Raw genomic sequence first — 21323 nt, forward strand, 5'->3', positions numbered from 1 at the left:
CCCGCTCGGAGGGTTTTCCCCAGGCCAGCTCACGATCACGAGATCGTGGTCGGCGTGTCCTCCTCGGCGCGAGCCGGCGCCGCGGCGGCGAGCTGGGCCCGGGCCTTCTTGCCGGCGACGCGGGCCACCAGCCCGTACAGGGTGGGGACGAGCAGCAGGGTGAGCAGCGTCGAGGAGACGAGGCCGCCGATGACGACCACGGCGAGCGGCTTGCCGATGAACCCGCCGCCCGCGCCCGTGATGCCCAGACCCATGGGCAGCAGGGCGAAGACGGTCGCCGCCGCGGTCATGATGATCGGTCGCAGCCGGAGCCGCGCGCCGTCGATGATCGCCGTCAGCGGGTCCTCGCCCCGCAGCCGGTAGTGGTTGATCAGGTCGATCAGCACGATGGCGTTGGTGACGACGATGCCGATGAGCATCAGCAGGCCGATCATCGCGGGCACACCGAGCGGCGTGCCCGTGACGAGCAACCCACCGAGGGCACCTGTCGCCGCGAACGGGATGGCCACCAGCAGGATCAGCGGCTGCACGAGGCTCTTGAACGTCGCCACCATGATGATGAAGACGAGCACGATCGCCAGGCCCATCGCCAGGCCGAGCTGGGAGAACGCCTTCGCCTGGTCGGCCGAGGCACCGCCCTGGACGACCTGGACCCCCGCCGGCGGCGTGAACTCGGCGACCTTCGCCTGCAGCGCCGTGTTGACCGCACCGAGGTCGGTGCCGCCCGGCGTACCGGTGATCGTGACGGCCTGCTTGCCGTCCTCGCGGCGAACGGTCGACGGCGCGTTCTCGGTCACGACCTTCGCGACGTCCCCGACCTCGATCGGACGGGCCTTCAGGTCCTGCAGGTCCTTCTGGTCGTCGGCGAGGTCCTTCTGCTCGTCGGTGAGCTTCTTCTGCTCGTCCTGCAGGGCGTCGCCCTCGTCGCTGAGCTGGTCGGACTCGTTGCTGTACGCGTCGGACTGCGCCTGCTGCTGGGCCGAGTCGGACAGCTGCTCGTTCGTGCTCTTGACCTGGTCGTCGAGCTGGTCGACGCCGGACTCGGCCTGCTTGACCCCGGCTCGGGCCTGCTCGATCGCTCCTTCGCGCGCTCCCAACTCTTGTAAATACTGCTTCTGAGCGATCTGGAACTGAAGTGCAGCAGCCTCGTCAGGAGTTGTCGGCGGCTTCGGCGGTGTGGGAACTGGAGCCTTCTTGGCATTCGCCAGCGCCTTCTTCGCCTTGCTGACCGCGTCCTTGGCGTCGTCGCGCGAGTCGAGCAGGTCGTTCTTGCCGTCCTGTGCCTTGGCGTTCGCCTTGTCCTGCTGCTCCTCACCGGTCGCCTTCTGGCGGTCGGCGAGGTCCTTCTGCTTGTCCGTCAGCGCGTCCGAGCGGTCGGACAGCGCGTCGCCCTGGTCGCTCAGCTCGTCCGACCGGGCGTCGAGGGCGTCGGTCGCCTTGTCGACGGCCATCTGCTGCTGGAGCTGGCTGACCGGCAGCTTGAGCGCGGCGATCTGCTTCGGCGTGGCGTCCGGTGCGTGCGTCCGGACGAAGACGTCGGTCGTGTCGTTGTCGAGCGTGATGGACCCGGCTTTCGAGCCCTGCAGCGCCGTCGAGACGGCGGCGCCGATCTCACCCTGCGTGAAGCCGAGCTCGGCCGCACGGTTCCGGTTGATGGCGACCCGGAGCAGCGGGCGCTCGTCGGACAGGTTGGAGGTGACGTCGGTCAGCTGCGGGACCTGCTTGACCATGCCCAGCAGCTCGTCCGACGCCGTGCGCAGGGTCGCCGCGTCGTCGCCGCTCAGCGTCACGGTCAGGTCGTTCGACGAGTACGCCGCGCTCCCGGGCTGGACCACGATGTCCCCGCCGTCGCTGGACTCGACCAGCTGGCTGCGCAGGTTCGCCGTCGCGGCGTCGGTGTCGACCGTGTCGTTCAGCGTGATCGAGTAGGTCACGATGTTCGGCGAGCCCGGCTGGCCGACCGTCGCCTGGTAGTTCTTGATGTCGCGGTTGGACGCCAGCTCCGACTCGACCTGGGCCGCCTTCTCCGCAGTGGCCTCGAGCCGCAGACCGGCGGGCAGCGTCTGGGTCACGAGCAGCGCACGGTCGTCGCCGAAGGACCCGAGGAAGTCGGTCTTCAGCAGCGACGTCGCCCCGAGGGTCCCGGCGAGGATGGCCCCGGCCACGCCCAGCACGACGACCGGGTGCTTGAGCGAGAACGTGAGCAACGGAAGGTAGCCGCGCTGCAGACGCGTGACGTGCTCCGCCTCCGACGCGGCCTCCTCCCGGGCCTCGGCCGTCTTCTTGCCCCGCATGAACCAGTAGGCCAGCAGCGGCACGATCGTGAGCGCCACGAACAGCGAGGCCGTCAGGGCGATGGCCACGGTCACCGCGAACGGCCGGAACAGCTCGCCGGTCGAGCCCGACACGGTGGCGACGGGGAGGAAGACGGCGACGGTGGTCAGGGTCGACGCCGTGACGGCACCACCCACCTCCTTCACCGCGGCGACGATGTCGTCCATCGACGGTCGTCTGGTGTGCCCCGTACGGCGCTTGATGTTCTCGATGACCACGATCGAGTCGTCCACCACGCGGCCGACGGCGATGGTCAGCGCGGCGAGCGTGAAGAGGTTGAGCGAGTAGTCCGCGGCCCACAGCCCGACCATCGCGATCAGCAGCGACAGGGGGATGGAGATCGCGGTGATCACCGTCGAGCGCACCGACAGCAGGAACACCAGGATGATCAGCACCGCGAAGCCCAGGCCGAGGCCGCCCTCGGTGGCCAGGTCGTGCAGGGACTCCTCGATGAGGGGCGACTGGTCGAAGACGGTGGTGAACGAGGCGTTGTTGCCGAGGTCGCGGGTGAGCTCGGGCGTGAGCCCGTTGACCGCGTGCGACACCGCGACGGCGTCGGCGTCGGAGCTCTTCAGGACGGCGAGCCCGAGCGCGGGGCGGCCGTCGGCGCGGGAGATCGACGTGCGCTCGATCGACGCGATCTTGACCGTGGCGAGCTGGTCGAGGCGCTTGGCCCCGTCCTTCTCGGTCGCGATCGGCAGGGCGGCCACGCTCTTGACGGAGTCGGGCGCGCTGCCGACCTCGACCGTGAGCGCGGAGCTGCCGTCGTAGCTGGTGCCGGCCGGGAGCGCGGTCAGCTGGTCGGTGATCGACTGCGTCACGCCGGCGACGGTGAGGTCGTACTTTTCGAGCTGCGAGGCCTTGGTGGTGATCTCGATGCGGGTGGTGTCCTCGCCGCTGACCTGCACGGTGCGGACGCCGTCGACGGCCTCGAGCTTGTCGACGACCCGGTCGTCGACGAGGGGCCCGAGCTTGGTCAGCGGCAGGTCGGAGGCCACGGCGAGCTGGAGCACCGGGATGTCGTCGCTGCTGCCCTGCTGGACGTTCGTCGTGACGTCCGCCGGCAGCGTCGACTCGACCGAGTTGATCGCGTTCTGGATGTCGGCGAGCACCTTGTCGTTGTCCAGGCCGTAGTCCCACTCGACGGTGATCGACGTCGACCCCGTGGTGGAGCTCGAGCTGACCTTCGTCACGCCGGTGACGCTGCGCACCGCCTGCTCGATCGGGTCGGCGACCTCGTCGGCGACGATCTGCGGCGAGGAGCCGGCGTACGTCGCGGAGACGAGCGCCTGGGGCGCCGTCGTCGAGGGGATCAGCTCCTGCTTGAGCGCGGTGATCGCGACGACGCCGAAGATGACGACGGCGATCGACAGCAGGGCCACGACCAGCCGGTTGACGAGGCTCAGTCGGGTCAGGAGTGACACGGGGTGGTGCTCCGTTCAGTTGCCGGCATCGAGCCGACGCGCGTCTTCGCTGCTGGTGACTCAGCGGCCATCGTACGTAGGCTCCCGGCACCCACACCTCCGGCACAACCCCCTCTCAGGCCCCTGACAGCACCCTGAGCCGGGGCCTGACGAGGAGGTCGGCGGCCGGGCGCGACATGGTCCGAGGCCGTCCTAGAGTGTCCGGGTGCGGGCGGTGGCAGGCGGGACGGTGCTCGGTGCGAGTGCCGCCGTCGGAGCGGCCTGGTGGGCCGGTTTCGGCTCCCGCACCCAGCTGTGGGGCCCGTTCCCCTACCGCGCGGCGCCCGCCGCGGACCCTGGTCCGGATTCCCCCGCGGCCGAGTCGGCGGACCGGGTCGTCGCGCTGACCTTCGACGACGGGCCGAACGAGCCGTGGACCGGGCAGCTGCTCGACGTGCTGGCGGCCAAGGGCGTACGCGCCACGTTCTTCCAGGTGGGCCGGTGCGCCGAACGCTTCCCCTCGACGACGCGCCGGGTCGTCGACGAGGGTCACGTGCTCGGCAACCACAGCCTCAGCCACGACTTCACCACCTACCTGCGCCACCCGCGCCAGCGCGACGAGGTGGCGCGCGCGCAGGAGGTCCTGCACCGGGTGTCGGGGGTCGTGCCGGCCCTCTACCGTCCGCCGTGGCTGTGCCACTGGCCCTGGGTCCTGGGCACCGTCCGCGGCGCCGGCCTGCAGGTCGTGTCGGGCACCTTCGGCCACCCGTTCGAGGTCTTCCAGCCCGCCGCGGCCCGGATGGCGTCCGGTGCTGCTCGCCGCGTCCGGCCCGGGACGATCCTGATCATGCACGACGGACGTGAGGCCCGCGGCGGGGACCGCAGCCAGACCGTCGCGTCCGTCGGCCCGCTGATCGACCGGCTGCGCGACGACGGTTACTCCTTCGCCACGGCCGACGAGCTCCTCGGCGTGCCCGCCCACCTGGGCTGACGCCACCGCCTCCCGCCGGGCGGGCCGAGGGTCACCGGGTGGTGCGCCGTACGTCGGACCAGCTCCCGCTACCGACCTCGTTCGTCGCCCGGACCCGTACCTCGCAGACCTTGGCCTTCTTCAGCCCGTCGATGTTCCGGAAGCGGGTGCTCGGCGTCTCGGTCGAGGTCTTCCACGTCCCCAACGACGTCGGCTTGGTGGCGCACCGACGCGCCACGGAGTACGCGGTGACCGGGCCGCCCAGCGTGTCGGGCTCGCTCCAGCCGTAGTGCAGATAGCTCTTCGTGCTGCTCGTCGTCTGCTTCCACTCCAGGTAGCGCACCGGCGGGGCGAGCGGCGCCCCGAGCACCTCGCGGAAGCCGGACCAGCGGCTCCACCCCTGGCCCTGGTGGAGCGCGACCCGCGCGCGGTAGCGGTGGTCGTTGTCGACGTCGTCGAAGACGGTGCTCGTCGCCCCGGCCGGCCGGGTGACCACCGACACGGGCCTCCAGGCCTTCAGCGTGGGACGCCAGATCTCCAGGTCCACCGCCCAGGAACCGTCGCGCGCGGGGACGTCGAGGGCCACCGTGATCGAACGGTCGCGCCGCGTCAGCCGGGGCGACGGGCTCGCGGGCGTCGTCGTCCGGTCCGCCGTGACGCAGCGGTCGTCGAGCGTCGGCGAGATGAACCTCTTCGCCGGGTGCAGCCCCGGGGCGTTCCAGCTGTCGAAGCCGAGCGCCTCGGGCAGCTGCAGAGGACCCTGCGCGCCGCACCCGCGCAGCGATCCGAGGTCGACCCGTTCGCCGCCCTGCCCGTCGCTCTGCGCGTCGTGCAGCACCTCGAAGTGCAGGTAGGTCGTCTGGCAGGGGGGGAGGTCCCCGGAGTGGCCCATGGTGCCGATGCGCGTGGCCGGGGTGACCAGCTGCCCCTCCTCGATCGTGATGGTGTCGAGGTGGCGGTACCGGCTGATGACGCCGCCGCCGTGGTCGATCCAGACCCAGCGCCCGGCCTCGACCTCGCTCGACGTGCTGCAGCCTCCGGAGTCGCCTCCGACGTGGGCGATGCCGGCGCCCGCCGCGTGGACCGGGTCACCGAGGGCGCCGAGCAGGTCGATGGCGTCGAAGCCGTGGTCGGCCGCCGTCCCGCACCCGACCCTCGCGCACCCGATACGGGCCGGCGTCCGCAGCGGGAACCACGTCGGGTCGCTGTACGGGTGGTCGGAGGAGACCTGGGGCGGGGGCGCGCCCTCGGCGTCGGGCGTCGGGTGCCCAGGAGCGACCACCAGCAGCACGCCCAGGACGAGGACGAGGCAGCCGACGAGGCCGGGTCGGGACGTGGTGGGCACGGTTGGGGACCTCCGGTGAAGAAAGATCTCCCCGAGCCGAGCGACCCCCGCCGCTGAGCCGTCGACGCTAGAGCAACGGGGAACCCCGTCGGCGGGCGACGTCGGGTTCTCAGCGGTCTCGGCGGAGACGCTCGGAAGTTCTCAGCGTGGTCTCACCTGGGCCCATGCCCCCGCGCTCGGTTCCCTACGATGACCCCATGAACATCCTCGTGGGCTACATCCCCTCGCCCGAAGGCCTCGCCGCCATCGACTGGGCCATCGCCGAGGCGCAGGAGCACCGCGCCTCGCTCTTCGTGCTGAACACGGGCAAGGACGGCAACTACGCCGACCCCCAGTTCGCCACGGCCGAGGACATCGACGCGCTCGACGCCCAGCTCGCCGCCTCCGGCCTGGAGCACACGATGCTCCGGCCCACGGACGGGGTCGACGCGGCCGACAGCCTGCTGACCGCCGCCGCGCAGAACGACGCGGACCTCATCGTCATCGGCCTGCGCCGCCGGTCCCCCGTCGGCAAGCTCATCACCGGCAGCACCGCGCAGGCCGTCCTGCTCGGCGCCGACTGCCCGGTCGTCGGGGTCAAGGCCGCCAAGGGCTGAGCCCCGCCCGCCGCCGGCCGGGGAGCCCGGTCAGCGGTGGACGACGACCTCGACGTTGTGCCCGTCGAGGTCGCGCAGGAACACGGCGTAGTAGCCCGGGTGGTACTCCGGCCACTCCCGGGGCGCGTGCAGGACCTCGTAGCCCGCCCCGACCGCCGCGGCGTGGACCGCGTCGACGGCGTCCCGGTCGGGCGCCACGAACGCGACATGGATCTCCCGCGTCTCGGCCGGAGCTCCCTGGGAGAGCCAGAAGTCCGGCTGCCCGCCGGCCGACGACACCATCCCGACCACCGACGAGGGCGGGACCGGGATCCGGACGGCCTCGCGCAGCCCCACCGCGGCGAGCGCGGTGGTGTAGAAGGTCGCGGCGGCGTCGACGTCGGCCACCTGGATCCCGAGATGATCGATCATGCGGCTGAGGCTAGCGACGCGGAGCCTCGCCGGACATGCCCCCGTCCCTCGACCAGCAGCCCTCAGTCGAGCAGCCCGCGGCGCCGGGCGATCGAGACGGCCTCCGTACGGCTGCGCGCGCCGAGCTTGGCGAGGATGTTCGAGACGTGCACGCTCGCCGTCTTGGTGCTGATGAAGAGCCGCTGACCCACGTCGCGGTTGCTCCCGCCCTCGGCGACGAGGGCCAGGACCTCCGCCTCGCGCGGGGTCAGCACGTCGCCGCCTGCCCCGGACGCGTCCCCGCGACCGACGAGCGGTCGGACCTCGTCCAGCAACGGTCGGGCCCCGAGGGCGCGGGCCACCTCCAGGGAGGCCGACGCGGCCGCCGTGGCGTCGGCCTCGTGACCGGTCGCCCGGAGCGCGACGGCGAGCCGCGCCTGCGACCGTGCCGTCTCGAAGACGTGCCCGTACGCCGCGAAGCCGGCCACGCTGCCGGCCCAGGCGGAGCGGAGCTCGTCGGCGTCGGTCGGCTGCGAGGCCAGCCAGCGCAGCCGCAGGTGCTCCGCGCGGACCCGGTGCAGCCACGCCTGACCCTCCGAGCCCGGCACCCGGTGCCGACCGGCTTCGGTCCACCCTTCGGCCTCGGCGGCGAGTCGTTCGGCCAGCGACAGCAGCGCCGAGCGCCGGTCCGGGTCGAGGCCGGCGAGCTGGGGCGCGAGCTGACCGAGCAGCAGCCCGGTCAGCCTGATCCGGCCCTGGAAGGCCGGCGACCCCCACAGAGAGGTCATCGTCACGACGACGGCGTCGTGGACCGCGAGCGCCCCGTCGAGGTCGCCGGCGTCCCCGTGGAGGTCGATGGCGGCCGCGGCGCTCTGCATCGCGACCATCCCCTCGGCCGTCCACTCGGGACGGGTCCGTTCGAGCACGGCCGCCCAGCCCGCACGGTCCCCCCGTCCGGCCCGGACGAGGAGCTCGACCGCGGCCAGCGCGGCAGCGGGCAACGACGGCGCCTGGTCGACGGCGTCCCGGGCCAGGGCGAGCGCGTCGTCCCAGCGGCCGAGCTGGTAGCAGACGAGGCCCGCGTACACCCGCGCCTCGGCGCCGTAGGGGGCGAACGGCAGCCCCAGCCGGGTGCTCAGCTCGGCGGCGCGCCGGTACGACCCGAGCGACTCGGTCAGCCGGCCCTCCTCGAGCAGGACCCCGCCGAGCTGGTGGCGGATGCGCACCTCGGCCGGGTCGTCGGCCGCGTGCAGCGCCTCGGCGAGCTCGCCGAGGATGCGCTCGGACCCCGCGCTGTCCCCGCGCCGCTCGGTGACCCGGGCCACCACCGTCCGCAGCTTGACCGTCGTCTCCCCCGGCCGGAGCTCGGGCGGCATCGCCAGTCCTTCCTCGGCCCAGCCGACCGCCGCGTCGAGCCGCCCCGACAGCACCAGCGCCGACGCGAGCGCCGTGACCGTCCGGGCCCGCAGCGCGGTCGGAGGCTCGGCCGGCACCAGACGCTCGGCCTCACCCGCCAGGCCGACCAGGTCCGACGTCGTCTCGTACACCTCGGCGGCCTCGACGAGGGCGATCAGCAGGCGGGCCCGGTCCGCGGGCGCGGCGTCGGCCGGCAGCCGCGCGAGCTCGGTCGCCGCCAGCCCCTCCGCCCGGCGCGCCATCCCCGCGGCTGCGGTGGCGGAGACCGCGCGCTCGACGAGCCCGACGAGCTCGACCGGCGGGTCGACGTCGGCGAGCTGCACGCGGCCGGCCGAGACGAGGTCGAGGGCCCGGGCGTAGTGGCGCGCGGCCTCGTCCGGACCACCCGCCGCCGCGGCCTCGTCACCGGCGCGCACGCTGGCGGCGAAGGCCTCGGGCAGCCGTCCGGCGGCGAGCGCGTGCCGAGCGAGGTCGGCGGAGGCGCCGCGGTCCGTCCGACCGGCGAGGGCCGCCGTGAACGCGTCGTGCAGCCGGGCCCGCTCGCCGGGCAGGAGATCGGCCTCGATCGCCTCGCCCAGCATCGAGTGCCGGAAGCCGTAGCCGTCGCGGTCGCTGAGGAGGACGTTGCGGTCCAGGGCCGACCGCACGGCCACCTCGAAGCGATCGGGCTGGAGCCCCGTGACCTCGCCGAGCAGGGCGTCGGGGAGCCCGTGACCGCCCACGGCCAGGGCGCGGGCCACGAGCCGGGCGTCGGGGTCGAGCTGGTCGACCCGCAGCAGCATCAGGTCGGCCAGGTCCCGCGGCGTGTCCGAGGTGCCGATGGCGGCCACCAGCTCTTCGGCGAAGAACGCGTTCCCCTCCGCCCGCTCGACCACGTCCTGGAGCTCGGCGGCGGTGGTCGGCTCGGAGCGCAGGGAGCCGACCAGGGCGCGGACGTCGTCGTCCGGCAACGGCCCGAGCTCGAGGCGGTTCACGCCGGCCAGCCGGTTCCAGGCCGCGAGCAGCGGGCGCAGCGGGTGCCGGCGGTGCAGGTCGTCGCTGCGGTAGGAGCAGACCAGCCCGACCCGGTCACCGGAGCCGCGCGTGAGCAGGAACGTGAGCAGGTCGTACGTGGACTGGTCGGCCCAGTGCAGGTCCTCGACCACCACGAGGAGCGGCTGCTCCGTGGCCAGCGTCGACAGGGTCGCGTGCACGGCCTCGAAGAACAGCCCCCGCTCGGCCGGCTCGGTCGAGGACGCTCCCGCCCCCGAGGCCACGAGCCGCCGCAGCGACGGGTGCCGGGCCGTGAGCTCGGCGACGGGCTCCGGGTGGACAGCGGCGAGGCGACCGGCCAGCTCGGTGAACGGGAGGTAGGGCACGGGGCTGCCGCCGAGGTCGAGGCAGTGCCCGACCGCCACGTCCCAGCCGTACGCCCGGGCCCGTTCCGCGAGGGCGCCCAGCAGGCGGGACTTGCCGATGCCGGCGTCGCCGCCCAGGAGCACGGAGCCGTGGCCGGCCGGCTCGACGACGCCCGCCCGCATGGCCAGCTCCTCGAGCTCGTGGGTACGCCCGACAAGCGGCGGGGCGGGGGTGGGCACGAGCGTCATCCTCGCAGCCGCCACCGACGGAACGGCAGCCGTGACGCCGTCGTGCGGTGTGGTCGGCACATCTGAGGTACCTCAGACGCCGCCGGGCCCCACCTCAGACGACGACTGGCCCGAGAAACGTGTGCTGATCAGGCCGAACTCCTGATGCGCGGCCTCTGGCTCACGACGAGATTCACCGTCATGAGGGGTTCGACCAGAGCCCCCGGGACGCAGGAGATCGCCATGGGACTCAACGAGTACGAGAACAGCGCCAGGATCGCCGAGCTGCAGGACATCGCTGCGCTCGACCGGCTCGCCGCGGAGGGCCAGCCGCCCGCCGTGCTGAACCGCTGGGCGACGCGGGAGCACCGCACGGCCCGCCCGGGCGGCCTGCGTCGGCTGCTCCACCTGAGCCACTGACGACTCGTCCGGTGGAGCGGCCGCCGACCGCCTACAGGTTGATCATGTGCCCCTCGATGCCGTGCGCGACCTCCTTGAGGGCCTCGGACAGCGTCGGGTGGGCGTGCACGTTGCGGGCGACCTCTTCGGCCGTGAGGTCCCAGAGCTGGGCGAGGGTGAACTCGGGCAGCAGCTCGGTGACGTCCGGGCCGATCATGTGCAGGCCGAGGATCTCGCCGTACTTGGCGTCGGCGACGAGCTTGACGAAGCCGGTGGCCTCGCCGAGGCCGTGCGCCTTGCCGTTCGCGGTGAACGGGAACTTGGCGACCTTGACGTCGTAGCCCTTGTCCTTGGCCTGCGCCTCGGTGTAGCCGAAGGAGCCGATCTGCGGCTGGCAGTAGGTCGCCCGCGGGATCATGTCGTAGTTGATCGCCATGGTCTCGGCGCCGGCGATCGTCTCCGCCGCCACGACGGCCTGGGCCTCGGCGGTGTGGGCGAGCAGGAGCTTGCCGGTGACGTCGCCGATGGCGTACACGTGCGGGAGGTTCGTCCGCATGGAGTCGTCGATCTCGATCGCCCCGCGCGCGCCGAGGTGCACACCGATCTTGTCGAGGCCGTAGCCCTCGGTCCGCGGCGCGAAGCCGATGGCCTGCATGACCTTGTCGGCCTCGAGGATCTGGGTGTCGCCGCCCTTCGCCGGGGAGACGCTCACCTTGACCTTGTCGCCCGAGTCGTCGATGCCCTCGACCTTGGTGCTGGTCAGCACCTTCACGCCGAGCTTCTTGTACGCCTTCTGCAGCTCGGCGGAGATCTCCGGGTCCTCCAGCGGCACCATCCGGTCCAGGAACTCGACGATCGTGACGTCGACGCCGTAGTTGGCCAGCACGTACGCGAACTCGGTCCCGATCGCGCCCGACCCGGCGATGATGATCGAGCCGGGCAGCTCCTCGGTGAGGATCTGCTCCTCGTACGTCACGACGCGCTCGCTGAGCGAGGTGCCCGGCAGCAGGCGCGTGGTCGCACCGGCCGCGATGATGACGTTGTCGAAGGTGACGGTCTGGTTGCCGCCCTTGTTCAGCGCGACGTCGAAGGTGTGGTCGTCGACGAACGTGGCCCACCCGTCGATCTCGGTGACCTTGTTCTTCTTCATGAGGAAGTGCACGCCCTTGGCCATTCGGTCGGCCACGGTCCGGCTGCGCTTGAACGCGACGCCGAAGTCGAACGTGACGTCGCCGCCGATGCCGAAGGTCTTCGCCTCGTGGGTGAAGAGGTGGGCGATCTCGGCGTTGCGCAGCAGGGCCTTGGTGGGGATGCAGCCGACGTTGTTGCAGACGCCGCCCCAGTACTTCAGCTCGATGATGGCCGCGGACAGACCCAGCTGTGCGGCGCGGACGGCGGCGACGTAGCCACCCGGTCCGGCGCCCAGCACGACGACGTCGTAGTGATCGCTCATGTCGCTAGCCTAGGGGTCGCGGCGAAGGCCCGGCCGAGGTGGTCATGGGGCCTTTCCCCCACCGGACGACACCCCGACACGCCCCGTGGTTGAAGAAAAATCTCACATGTGAGTTATCGTCGGGCGTGTGACCACCACAGACCTCGACCGTATCGGCGGACTGATCAGGAGCGCGCGCAAGCACCGCGGCCTGACCCAGACCCAGCTCGCGGACGTCCTCGGCACCAGTCAGAGCGCCGTGCACCGCATCGAGGCCGGTAACCAGAACCTCAGTCTCGAGATGGTCAACCGCATCGCCGCCGCGCTGGACGCGCCGCTCATCTCGGTCGGCCAGCCCGCGCCCCAGCACCTGCGGGTGCAGGGCGGGGTCAAGCTCAACGGGACCATCGAGGTCCGCAGCTCCAAGAACGCCGCCGTCGCCCTGCTCTGCGCCAGCCTCCTCAACCGGGGCCGGACGGTCATCCGGGGCATCGCGCGCATCGAGGAGGTCAACCGGATCCTCGAGGTGCTGACCAGCATCGGCGTGCAGGCCCGCTGGCTGAACGGCGGCGCCGACCTCGAGCTCAACCGGCCCGAGGAGCTCGACCTGGCGGCCATGGACGTCGAGGCCGCCCGCCGCACGCGCTCAGTGATCATGTTCCTGGGCCCGCTGCTGCACTCGTACGCCGACTTCTCCCTCCCGTACGCCGGCGGCTGCGACCTGGGTGCCCGCACGATCGAGCCCCACCTGCAGGTGCTGCGCCGCTTTGGCCTCGACGTCGTCCCGACCGAGGGCTTCTACCGCTGCACGGTCGACGCCACCGAGCCCGCGCGGCCGATCACGCTGACCGAGCGGGGCGACACCGTCACCGAGAACGCGCTGCTCGCCGCCGCGCTCTCCCCCGGCGTCACGGTCATCCGCAACGCCAGCCCCAACTACATGGTCCAGGACCTCTGCGTCTTCCTGACCCGCCTCGGCGTCGAGATCGACGGCATCGGCACCACCACGCTGCAGGTGCACGGGGTGGAGAGCATCAACACCGACGTGGAGTTCGCGCCGTCGGAGGACCCGATCGAGGCGATGAGCCTGATCACCGCCGCGATCGTCACGCAGTCCGAGCTGACGATCCAGCGCGCGCCGATCGAGTTCCTGGAGATCGAGCTGGCGATCCTCGAGGAGATGGGCCTCGAGTTCGACCTCGGCACCGAGTACGTCGCCGCGAACGGGCACACCCGCCTCGTCGACCTGACGGTCAAGCCGTCGGTCCTGCACGCGCCGATCGACAAGATCCACCCGATGCCGTTCCCCGGGCTTAACATCGACAACCTGCCGTTCTTCGCGGTCATCGCGGCCAGCGCCGAGGGCAAGACGATCATCCACGACTGGGTCTACGAGAACCGGGCGATCTACCTCACCGAGCTCAACCGCCTCGGCGCCCGTGTCCAGCTCCTCGACCCGCACCGCGTGATCGTCGAGGGCCCGACCCGCTGGCGCGGGACCCAGGTCGTCTGCCCGCCCGCGCTGCGCCCGGCCGTCTGCATCCTGCTCGGCATGCTCGCCGCCCGCGGTGAGTCCGTCCTCCGCGACGTGTACGTGATCAACCGCGGCTACGAGGACCTGGCCAACCGCCTCAACCTCCTTGGCGCCGACATCGAGGTCTTCAGAGATTAATTGCCTCCGCTTCGCTCCGGCGCGGGTCGGGCTCCAACCCTCTGCCTTCCTCCCTGCCGGGCACGACGAAAAGCATGTCGTGCCCGTCCGGTCGTCCAGGCAGAGGCGCCCGATCCGGTAGTGGTCGAGCTTCAAACGCGTCGGAGCAGTCCCGCTCGCTACGTGAGGCGTACGGCCTCGAAGCGGCGCGACGGGCGTACGAGCTCGTCCTGCGCCGCGACGAGCTCGAGCTCGCGCCGACCGGAACGCCGCGTCGCGTCGAGGACGCCGAACACCACCGAGGCCGTCCACGCGGCGGCGTCGGCGGGGTCGTCGGTCTGCAGCAGGCGCGCCAGGAACACGGCCGCGGTCAGGTCGCCGGCTCCCTGGAACAGCCCGTCGAGGCGCGGCGTCGTGACGCGCCAAGCGCCCGCGCCGGTCGCGACGACCAGGTCGAGCGTGCCGGGCTCGGCGTCCTCGACGTCGACGCTGGTGACGAGGACCGTCTCCGGCCCGAGCGCGCGAGCCGCCTGGGCCGCCGCGACGACGTCGGCGAACGTCCGTACCGTCCGCCCGGTGAGGAACTCGAGCTCGAACTGGTTCGGCGTGATCACCTGCGCCTGCGGCACGACGGCGTCACGCATCAGCTCGGGGATCCCCGGAGCCACGAAGAACCCGCGCCCGACGTCCCCGAGGACCGGGTCGCAGCAGTAGAGCGCGGCCGGGTTGCGCTGCTTGACCAGCGCCACGGCCTCGAGGATCGCCGAGCCGCTGTCGGCCGCTCCCTGGTAGCCCGAGAGCACCGCGTCGCACTCCCCCAGCACCCCGAGCTCGTCGATCCCCCGCACCACCTCGCGGACGTCGTCCGCCGTCAGGAGCGGCCCGCGCCACGAGGGGTAGCCGGTGTTGTTCGAGAAGTGCACCGTGATCACCGGCCACACCTCGACGCCCATCCGCATCAGCGGGAACGTCGCCGCGCTGTTGCCGACGTGGCCGTACGCGACGCTCGACTGGATCGACAGGATCGTGGTCATGGGACGAGCCTCGACGGATCCGGGCTCAGAGCGTCCCGGCGGAGCCACCGACCGGGATCGGCTCCATGGTCACCACGCGGACCGGCTCCGCCAGGAGCTCGCCCGTGGCCGCCTGCAACGGCTTGACGGCCGAGCCGGAGGCGTGGGCCTCGAGGTCGGCGGCCGACTCCCACTTCTCGATCATCGTGACCGTGCCGTCGTCCGCGTCGTGGATGGCGTAGAGCAGGCAGCCCGCCTCGGCGTGCACGGCAGGGATCGTCGACCGCAACGCCTCGACGAGGTCGTCCTTGCGGCCGGGGACGGGGTGGAACACAGCGGTGACGACGACGGGCACGAGACCTCCGGGGCTGGGATGCGGACGGACGAGGTGGATGGACCGGTCACAGTCTGGCGGTTCCGCGGGGACGCCGACGACCGGTCCTGAGGGAGCGACGAGAACTTGCCCGCCCCCTCGGCGTGTCTTGCTTGACGACCGTAGGCTGGCCGACATGTCCGGCTGGGTCGACGAACAGGCCCGCCCGGGGACCCCTGCCGACAAGAGCCCGTCCCCCCACAGCCAGGACTCGACGTCCGACCTCGAGCCGCCCCTGCGCGCACCGCACGAGGACCGCTGGGCCTGGCGGCGCCGCATCCGCGCCAACCCGCACCAGCTCCGCATCTACCGCGCCGTCGTCGCCGCCATCGGCCTGCTGCTGGTCCTCCTGGGCCTCGCCACCGGCTGGCTCCCCGGCCCCGGCGGCATCCCCCTCATCCTCGGCGGCCTCGCCGTCTGGGCAAGCGAGTTCCGGTGGGCGCACCGGCTGATGCTGCGGCTCAAGCACGCCCTGCACGTCTACCAGGGGTGGACCCGGCGCCGGAAGATCGTCTCCTGGCTCGTCTTCCTCGCCGCGTGCGGCCTGATCGGCTGGGGCTACCTCGCCGCCGTCGGTCCGCCGACGTGGATCCCGTTCGAGGTCGACCGCGTCCTCGCGGTCCTGCCCGGCGTCGACATCCCCGGCTGAGTCGCCCGCCAGACCCTCCGCCGGCCCGCCGGCTGACATGATGACGGCGTGCGCGCCGCCGAGTACGCCTTCTTCGACGCACCGTTCCTGGCCTTCGCCCATCGCGGGGGCGCCGGGTACGCCCCGAACGTCGGCCGGGAGAACACCCGCCACGCCTTCGCCGAGGCCGTCGCGCTCGGCTACCGCTACCTGGAGACCGACGTCCACGCCACCGCCGACGGCGCGCTGCTCGCGTTCCACGACCCGCTGCTCGACCGCGTCACGGACGGCTCCGGCGCCGTCGCGAGTCGCACCAGCGCCGAGCTCGTCGGAGTCCGGATCGGTGGGCGCGACCCAATCCCCACGTTCACCGAGCTGCTCGAGGCGTTCCCCACCGCGCGCTTCAACGTCGACGCCAAGTCGGAGCCGGCCGTCGACCTGCTGGCCGACGCGATCGGCGCCCACGACGCGTACGACCGGGTGTGCGTGAGCTCGTTCTCGCCCGCCCGGCTGCACCGGCTGCGCCGCCGGCTCGGCCCCCGCGTGCCCACCGCCGTCAGCTCGCGTGGGGTGGTCCTCACCCGCTTCGCCCCGTGGCTGACCCGGGTTCTCGACTCACCCGCGCCCGCGCTGCAGGTGCCGCTGTTCACTCGGATCGGGGGCCGTACGGTCCGCATCACCACCCCTGCCTTCGTCCGCGCCGCCCACCGGCGCGGCAAGCAGGTGCACGTGTGGACGGTCGACGACCAGCCGACGCTCGAGCGCCTGGTCGACCTCGGCGTGGACGGCGTCTTCACCGACCGGCCGGACACGCTCAAGACGGTCCTGCTCGAGCGCGGGCTCTGGTCGTGAGCACGGTGGCTGGGCCCACCTCGGCCCCGGAGGTACCCGTCGCCCGCCGGCGGGTGCTCGCCTGGTCCCTGTGGGACTGGGGCTCGTCCTCCTGGAACGCGGTCATCGTGTCCTTCGTCTTCGGCCCGTACGTCGTGGCCGGCGTGGTCGGCGACGCCCGGCCCGGCGGGTTCACGGCGAACACCTGGCTGGGCATCTCCACCGCGGTGGCCGGCCTGTTCATCGCGCTGATCGCGCCGGTCACGGGGCAGCGCTCGGACGCCGGGGGCCACCGCCGGCGGAACCTGGCGATCTGGTCCGCGCTCGTCTTCCTCGTCATGCTGGCGATGTTCGGCGTCCGCGACGAGCCGTCGTACCTGTGGCTGGCGCTCGTGCTGCTCGCCGCGGGCGGGATCTTCAACGAGTTCGCCGGCGTCTCCTACAACGCGATGCTGCCGCAGGTCTCGACGCCGGCCTCGATCGGACGCGTCTCCGGGTTCGGCTGGTCGATGGGCTACTTCGGCGGCATCTTCCTGCTGCTCATCTGCTACTTCGGGTTCATCGCGCCGCAGGTCGGCTGGTTCGGCGTCACCAACGCGGGCGGCCTCGACATCCGCGCGGTGGCGGTCTTCTCGGCCGTGTGGTTCCTCGTCTTCGGCTCGGCCGTCTTCTTCGCCGTGCCCGAGGTGGCGCCCGGCCCGGCCCAGCGGCGCGTCGGGATCGTCGACTCGTACCGGCTGCTCGTCCGCGACGTGCGCTCGCTGTGGCACCGCGACCGCAACGCCGTCCGGTTCCTCGTCGCCTCCGCCCTCTACCGCGACGGGCTGGCCGCCGTCTTCAGCTTCGGCGCGATCCTCGCCGTCAGCGTCTACGGCATGGCCCCGGCGACCGTGCTCGTCTTCGGTGTCGCGGCCAACGTCGTCGCGGCGCTCGGCGCCCTCGTGCTGGGCCGGGTGGAGGACGTCGTCGGGCCGAAGCGGATCATCATGGTGTCGCTGGTCGGGCTGATCGTGTCGTGCGTGGTCCTGCTCTTCGTGTCCGGCACCACGCTGTTCTGGGTCTTCGGCCTGGCCCTGTGCCTGTGGGTGGGCCCGGCGCAGGCCAGCTCGCGGTCGTTCCTGGCCCGGATCGCGCCGAAGGGGCGCGAGGGCGAGATGTTCGGGCTCTACACGACCACCGGCCGGGCCGCCTCGTTCCTGGCTCCGGCGCTGTTCGCGGTCTTCTCAGCACTGTTCTCAGACCGGGTCGGTATCGTGGGCATCGCGTTGGTGCTGGCGGCGGGGGCCCTGGCCATGACGCGGGTCACGCCTCCACGTGCGGCGGAACATATCGCCGCGCCCGTCAGTTAGACCCCCTGAGACCGGAATATCGGGCTCAACGTTCTTCAGGAAGGTTGCACTTCATGGCCGATCGATCATTGCGCGGCACCGGGCTCGGCTCGAAGAGCTTCGAGGACGAGGCTGGCGTGGAGTTCGCCGCTCGTCAGGAAGTCGGGTACGACTGCGCCCGCCAGCACCACTTCACCATGGTGTTCTCGTCCGAGGCCGAGATCCCCGCCCTCTGGGAGTGCCCCCGCTGCGGGGCCGAGTCGCTCCGTTCCGACGGCATCCGCCCGGAGGCCAAGGAGGAGAAGCCGGTCCGTACGCACTGGGACATGCTGCGTGAGCGCCGCTCGATCGCCGAGCTCGAGGAGCTGCTGGCCGAGCGCCTGACGCTCCTCCGCGCCGGCGAGCTCGGTTCCACGGCGTTCACGCGCTCCGCGCGCCCGTCGAAGAAGACCGCGTAACCTCTGCTCCCGCAGACCTCAGAACCGCCTCGGACCTCGTCCGGGGCGGTTCTTGTGTTTTCCGTCCGTCCCACGCGCCCCAGGTTTTTCACGTTCGCGTGAAAAACCCGCGCTGAACGCACCAGATACGCCGTGGTCAGCGACGGTTTTTCACGTGAACGTGAAAAACCTGAGGTCGACGCCGAGGAACGCGCCTCAGGCGGGCCTGGAGGAGGCGGTCAGGCCTGGGGGCGGCCGGACTCGATCTGGTCGGGGCTGACGGTGACCGTCTCTCCGTCGGGGACGACCTCGCCCTCGACCACGGTGCCGCGGGCGTACGGGTTGAGACTGCCCGGGACGAGACCGGCGCGGCTGAGGCGGCGGGCCAGGAAGAAGGCCACCACCTTGCGCGCGAACGGGCGGGTGAAAGGGATCAGGAAGAACAGGCCGAGCACGTCGGTGACGAAGCCCGGCAGCATCAGCAGCACCCCGCCGACGAGCACCAGCGCGGCGTCCGCGAGCTCACCGCTCGGGATCCGCCCGCCGCGGAACGCATCGTCCAGCGCTTTCCACGCCCGACTGCCCTCGCGGCGCAGCAGCCAGGCGCCGATGACGGCCTCGACGACGAGGATCGCCACGGTCGGCAGGACGCCGATGCGCTGCCCGACCTGGACGAGGACGTAGACCTCGAAGATCGGGATCGCGACGAGGAGCATCACGAACACGGCCAGCGGCCATCCGCTCCGCAGCTTCATCTCCGGCTCCCGCCCGTCCTGGTCACGTCAGCTCGGTCTGCTTGCGGCCCCGGACGAGGCTCTTGACCTGCTCGGCGCGGTGCCTGGCCCCCCAGACAGTCGTCCGCAGCAGCGCCTCGACGACGATCCGCTGACTCATCTTGGAGTCACCGTACTGCCGCTCGACAAAGGTGATGGGCACCTCGACGACCCGGAAACCCTGCTTCACCGCCCGCCACACGAGGTCCACCTGGAAGCAGTAGCCCGCCGACGCGACGTCGTCGAGGCCGATCCCGAGCAGCGTCGAACGGTCGAAGACGCGGTAGCCGCCGGTCGCGTCCTTGAGCGGGACGCCCAGAGCGACGCGGGTCCACAGGTTGCCCCCGCGGGACAGCACCTCGCGCGACTTCGGCCAGTTGACGACGCGGCCGCCGCGGACCCAGCGGGAGCCGAGGACGAGGTCGGCCAGGCGCGCGTTCTTGGGACCGAGGGCGGCAAGCAGCTTGGGCAGCTGCTCGGGCTGGTGGGAGCCGTCGGCGTCCATCTCGATGATGACGTCGTAGCCCCGCTCGAGCGCCCACTGGAACCCGGCCAGGTACGCGGCGCCCAGGCCCTCCTTGCCGAGCCGGTGCAGGACGTGGACGTTCGCGTCGCGCGCGGCGAGGGCGTCGGCCATCAGACCGGTGCCGTCGGGCGAGTTGTCGTCGGCGACGAGGACCTCGGCGGCGGGCACCGCGTGCCGGAGCCGGCCGACGATGGTGTCGATGTTCTCCGACTCGTTGTACGTCGGGATGATCACGAGCACGCGCCCGTAGTCAGGACCGGCGGCCGAGGAGGTGGTGCTGGGAGTCGGTTCGCTCAACGGATCGGCTCTTTCGTCGGGGTCGGGTCGGCGGAGGACGTGGACGCGGCCTCCGGGCGCGGATCATTCTGGCGTACGGGGCGGCGCCGGCCGGCCACCACGACCGCCACGAGCGCGAGCAGCGACAGCGCCCAGGCCGGCCAGGCCCCGGCGACCACGGCGGGCGTGAGCGCGGAGCGCCGCGGCATCTCCTTCACGAACCCGGCTGAGGTGAACTCCGAGGTCCGGTCCTCGACGCGGCCGTCGCGGTCGATGAAGCCCGACACGCTGTTGGTCGTCGCGACCGCGATCTCGCGGCGCGACTCCATCGCCCGGGCGCGGGTGATGGCGAACTGCTGCTCGATCTGGCCGGTGCCGCCGTACGTGGCGTTGTTGCTCTGGACGACGAGGACCTGCGCGCCATTGGTCATCGTCTCGTGGACCGTGCGGTCGTACGCGAGCTCGAAGCAGATGACGTCGCCGACCTTGAGCGGACGGCCGTCGACCGTCACGTCCAGGACGCCGGGCGTGGTGCCCGGAATCGACTGAGAGCCCACCTCGCGCAAGATCGGCACGACCGGCAGGAGCTGCGCGCGGAACGGGATCCACTCGCCGAAGGGCACGAGGTTGCGCTTGTGGTAGGTCGCGACGGGGCCGCGGACGGGGTCCCACCACAGTGCCGTGGTCTGCCGCTCGTCGGGCCCGGGGCCCTCCGTCACCGCCCCCACGAGGATCGGTACGCCGGCCACCGCGGCCGCGCTCGCGACCGTCGTGCCGGTCTGCGCGTCGAGGACCGGGTCGATGTCGGTCGAGTTCTCGGGCCAGAGGAGGAAGTCGGGCTCCGCCGTCTGGCCGAGCCGGGCCCGGGCCATCACGTCGACGCTCTCCGACAGGTGGTTGTTGGTCACGGTGCGCGCGCGTCCCAGCGCCTCGATGCCGCGGCCGGGGACGTTCCCCTGGACGACGCCGACCGTCACGGTCCCGTCGCGGCCGGCGAGCGGCTCCACCTGGAACGAGCGCAGCCCCACCCCCGCTGCGCCGAGCGCGACGAGGACCAGCGCCGCCGGCAGCACCCGCGGGAAGACACGCGGCCGCCGCTCACGGACGAGCAGCACGACCCAGGCGACGACCTGGCCGACGAGGGCCACGCCGAAGCTGACCCCGGCGACGCCCACGATCGGGAACCACCCGTTCAGCGGCGTGTCGACGGCCGCGTACGCGAGCCGGGTCCAGCCGAAGCCGCCGAACGGCAGCGAGGAGTAGGCCAGCTCGACGGCGACCCAGCAGGCGGCGGCCGGCACGGGCCACCAGCGCAGCCGCGTGACGAGGGACAGCCCGACCGCGAGCACGCCGAAGAAGAGCGCCTCGAAGACGATCAGCAGCGCGGCGACCCACCAGCCGAGGACGTGCACCCAGGAGATGGTGATCGCGAGCATGGCCAGGCCGAAGAGGTAGCCCCGGCCGAAGGCGCGACGCGGTCGGCTCCCGCGGGACAGCAGGGTGAGGGCCGGGACGCCGACGAGCAGCAGCGGCCACAGCGCGTACGGCTGCCACGCGAGCCCGGTGGCCAGGCCGGCGAGCAGCGCCACCAGAGCCCACCGCACCCCGTCGCTCCGCCCCCGCCGCACACCGTGAGG

At 72.1% G+C, this 21323-nt stretch carries 18 protein-coding genes; 8 read left to right on the forward strand and 10 right to left on the reverse strand.

All coding sequences use genetic code 11. The annotated features are described in order from the left end of the window. Positions 1-35: 35 nt before the first annotated feature. Positions 36-3758, reverse strand: a complete 3723-nt coding sequence (locus tag FHX39_RS10290) for an efflux RND transporter permease subunit (RefSeq protein ID WP_183338127.1) — start codon at positions 3756-3758, stop codon at positions 36-38. A 205-nt stretch (positions 3759-3963) separates the two neighbouring features. Here FHX39_RS10290 and FHX39_RS10295 point away from each other — a divergent pair, with 205 nt between their 5' ends. Continuing rightward, the gene (locus FHX39_RS10295; protein WP_198423349.1) at positions 3964-4728 is read left to right on the forward strand and encodes a polysaccharide deacetylase family protein; all 765 of its coding nucleotides are present in this window, start codon (positions 3964-3966) and stop codon (positions 4726-4728) included. A gap of 31 nt (positions 4729-4759) precedes the next feature. On the opposite strand, the gene FHX39_RS10300 is transcribed toward FHX39_RS10295, so the two are convergent. Further along, positions 4760-6052 (reverse strand): peptidoglycan DD-metalloendopeptidase family protein, encoded by a 1293-nt coding sequence (locus FHX39_RS10300; protein WP_183338129.1) that lies wholly within the window; start codon positions 6050-6052, stop codon positions 4760-4762. Between the two features lie 197 nt (positions 6053-6249). Here FHX39_RS10300 and FHX39_RS10305 point away from each other — a divergent pair, with 197 nt between their 5' ends. After that, positions 6250-6648 (forward strand): universal stress protein, encoded by a 399-nt coding sequence (locus FHX39_RS10305; RefSeq protein WP_183338130.1) that lies wholly within the window; start codon positions 6250-6252, stop codon positions 6646-6648. A gap of 30 nt (positions 6649-6678) precedes the next feature. On the opposite strand, the gene FHX39_RS10310 is transcribed toward FHX39_RS10305, so the two are convergent. Continuing rightward, positions 6679-7059 carry a VOC family protein gene (locus tag FHX39_RS10310; RefSeq protein WP_183338133.1) on the reverse strand — a complete coding sequence of 127 codons (381 nt, stop codon included), beginning with the start codon at positions 7057-7059 and terminating at the stop codon, positions 6679-6681. Between the two features lie 62 nt (positions 7060-7121). Continuing rightward, a complete protein-coding gene (locus tag FHX39_RS10315; RefSeq protein ID WP_183338136.1) occupies positions 7122-10031 on the reverse strand; it encodes a helix-turn-helix transcriptional regulator in 2910 nt (969 codons plus the stop codon). A gap of 231 nt (positions 10032-10262) precedes the next feature. Here FHX39_RS10315 and FHX39_RS10320 point away from each other — a divergent pair, with 231 nt between their 5' ends. Beyond that, positions 10263-10439: a hypothetical protein gene (locus FHX39_RS10320; RefSeq protein WP_183338138.1), complete on the forward strand. Its 177-nt coding sequence runs from the start codon at positions 10263-10265 to the stop codon at positions 10437-10439. Positions 10440-10470: 31 nt separating this feature from the next. Here the strand turns inward: FHX39_RS10320 and lpdA are convergent, their stop codons facing one another. After that, positions 10471-11871, reverse strand: coding sequence for a dihydrolipoyl dehydrogenase (lpdA, locus tag FHX39_RS10325; protein ID WP_183338140.1), 1401 nt, complete (start codon positions 11869-11871; stop codon positions 10471-10473). 127 nt (positions 11872-11998) lie between these two features. On the opposite strand from lpdA, the gene FHX39_RS10330 reads away from it, so the two are divergent. Then, positions 11999-13522, forward strand: a complete 1524-nt coding sequence (locus tag FHX39_RS10330; protein ID WP_183338142.1) for a helix-turn-helix domain-containing protein — start codon at positions 11999-12001, stop codon at positions 13520-13522. Positions 13523-13680: 158 nt separating this feature from the next. Here the strand turns inward: FHX39_RS10330 and pdxY are convergent, their stop codons facing one another. Continuing rightward, positions 13681-14535: a pyridoxal kinase PdxY gene (gene pdxY, locus FHX39_RS10335; RefSeq protein ID WP_183338144.1), complete on the reverse strand. Its 855-nt coding sequence runs from the start codon at positions 14533-14535 to the stop codon at positions 13681-13683. 25 nt (positions 14536-14560) lie between these two features. After that, complete coding sequence (locus FHX39_RS10340) at positions 14561-14869, reverse strand: putative quinol monooxygenase (RefSeq protein WP_183338146.1); 309 nt, start codon at positions 14867-14869, stop codon at positions 14561-14563. A gap of 154 nt (positions 14870-15023) precedes the next feature. On the opposite strand from FHX39_RS10340, the gene FHX39_RS10345 reads away from it, so the two are divergent. From FHX39_RS10345 to FHX39_RS10360, 4 genes are read left to right on the forward strand one after another with little or no spacing between them, the layout of a single operon-like run. Continuing rightward, positions 15024-15536: a PGPGW domain-containing protein gene (locus tag FHX39_RS10345; RefSeq protein ID WP_183338148.1), complete on the forward strand. Its 513-nt coding sequence runs from the start codon at positions 15024-15026 to the stop codon at positions 15534-15536. Positions 15537-15584: 48 nt separating this feature from the next. After that, entirely contained in the window at positions 15585-16367 is a 783-nt protein-coding gene (locus tag FHX39_RS10350; protein WP_183338150.1) for a glycerophosphodiester phosphodiesterase family protein, read from the forward strand. Next, positions 16364-17695 carry an MFS transporter gene (locus FHX39_RS10355; RefSeq protein WP_183338152.1) on the forward strand — a complete coding sequence of 444 codons (1332 nt, stop codon included), beginning with the start codon at positions 16364-16366 and terminating at the stop codon, positions 17693-17695. The genes FHX39_RS10350 and FHX39_RS10355 overlap by 4 nt, the downstream gene beginning before the upstream one ends. Before the next feature lie 53 nt (positions 17696-17748). Continuing rightward, on the forward strand, positions 17749-18132 hold the full coding sequence (locus tag FHX39_RS10360) for an RNA polymerase-binding protein RbpA (RefSeq protein WP_183338155.1): 384 nt from the start codon (positions 17749-17751) through the stop codon (positions 18130-18132). Between the two features lie 218 nt (positions 18133-18350). On the opposite strand, the gene FHX39_RS10365 is transcribed toward FHX39_RS10360, so the two are convergent. Genes FHX39_RS10365 through lnt form a run of 3 tightly spaced genes read right to left on the reverse strand, consistent with a single transcriptional unit; the run spans position 18351 to position 21290 of the window. Then, positions 18351-18866, reverse strand: coding sequence for an FxsA family protein (locus tag FHX39_RS10365; protein WP_183338157.1), 516 nt, complete (start codon positions 18864-18866; stop codon positions 18351-18353). A 22-nt stretch (positions 18867-18888) separates the two neighbouring features. Next, on the reverse strand, positions 18889-19707 hold the full coding sequence (locus FHX39_RS10370) for a polyprenol monophosphomannose synthase (RefSeq protein ID WP_183338159.1): 819 nt from the start codon (positions 19705-19707) through the stop codon (positions 18889-18891). Continuing rightward, positions 19704-21290, reverse strand: coding sequence for an apolipoprotein N-acyltransferase (lnt, locus tag FHX39_RS10375; RefSeq protein WP_183338161.1), 1587 nt, complete (start codon positions 21288-21290; stop codon positions 19704-19706). The genes FHX39_RS10370 and lnt overlap by 4 nt, the downstream gene beginning before the upstream one ends. Between the last annotated feature and the right edge of the window lie 33 nt (positions 21291-21323).

The sequence above is a fragment of the Microlunatus antarcticus genome (assembly GCF_014193425.1).
In the GTDB taxonomy this organism is placed as follows: Bacteria; Actinomycetota; Actinomycetes; order Propionibacteriales; family Propionibacteriaceae; genus Microlunatus; species Microlunatus antarcticus.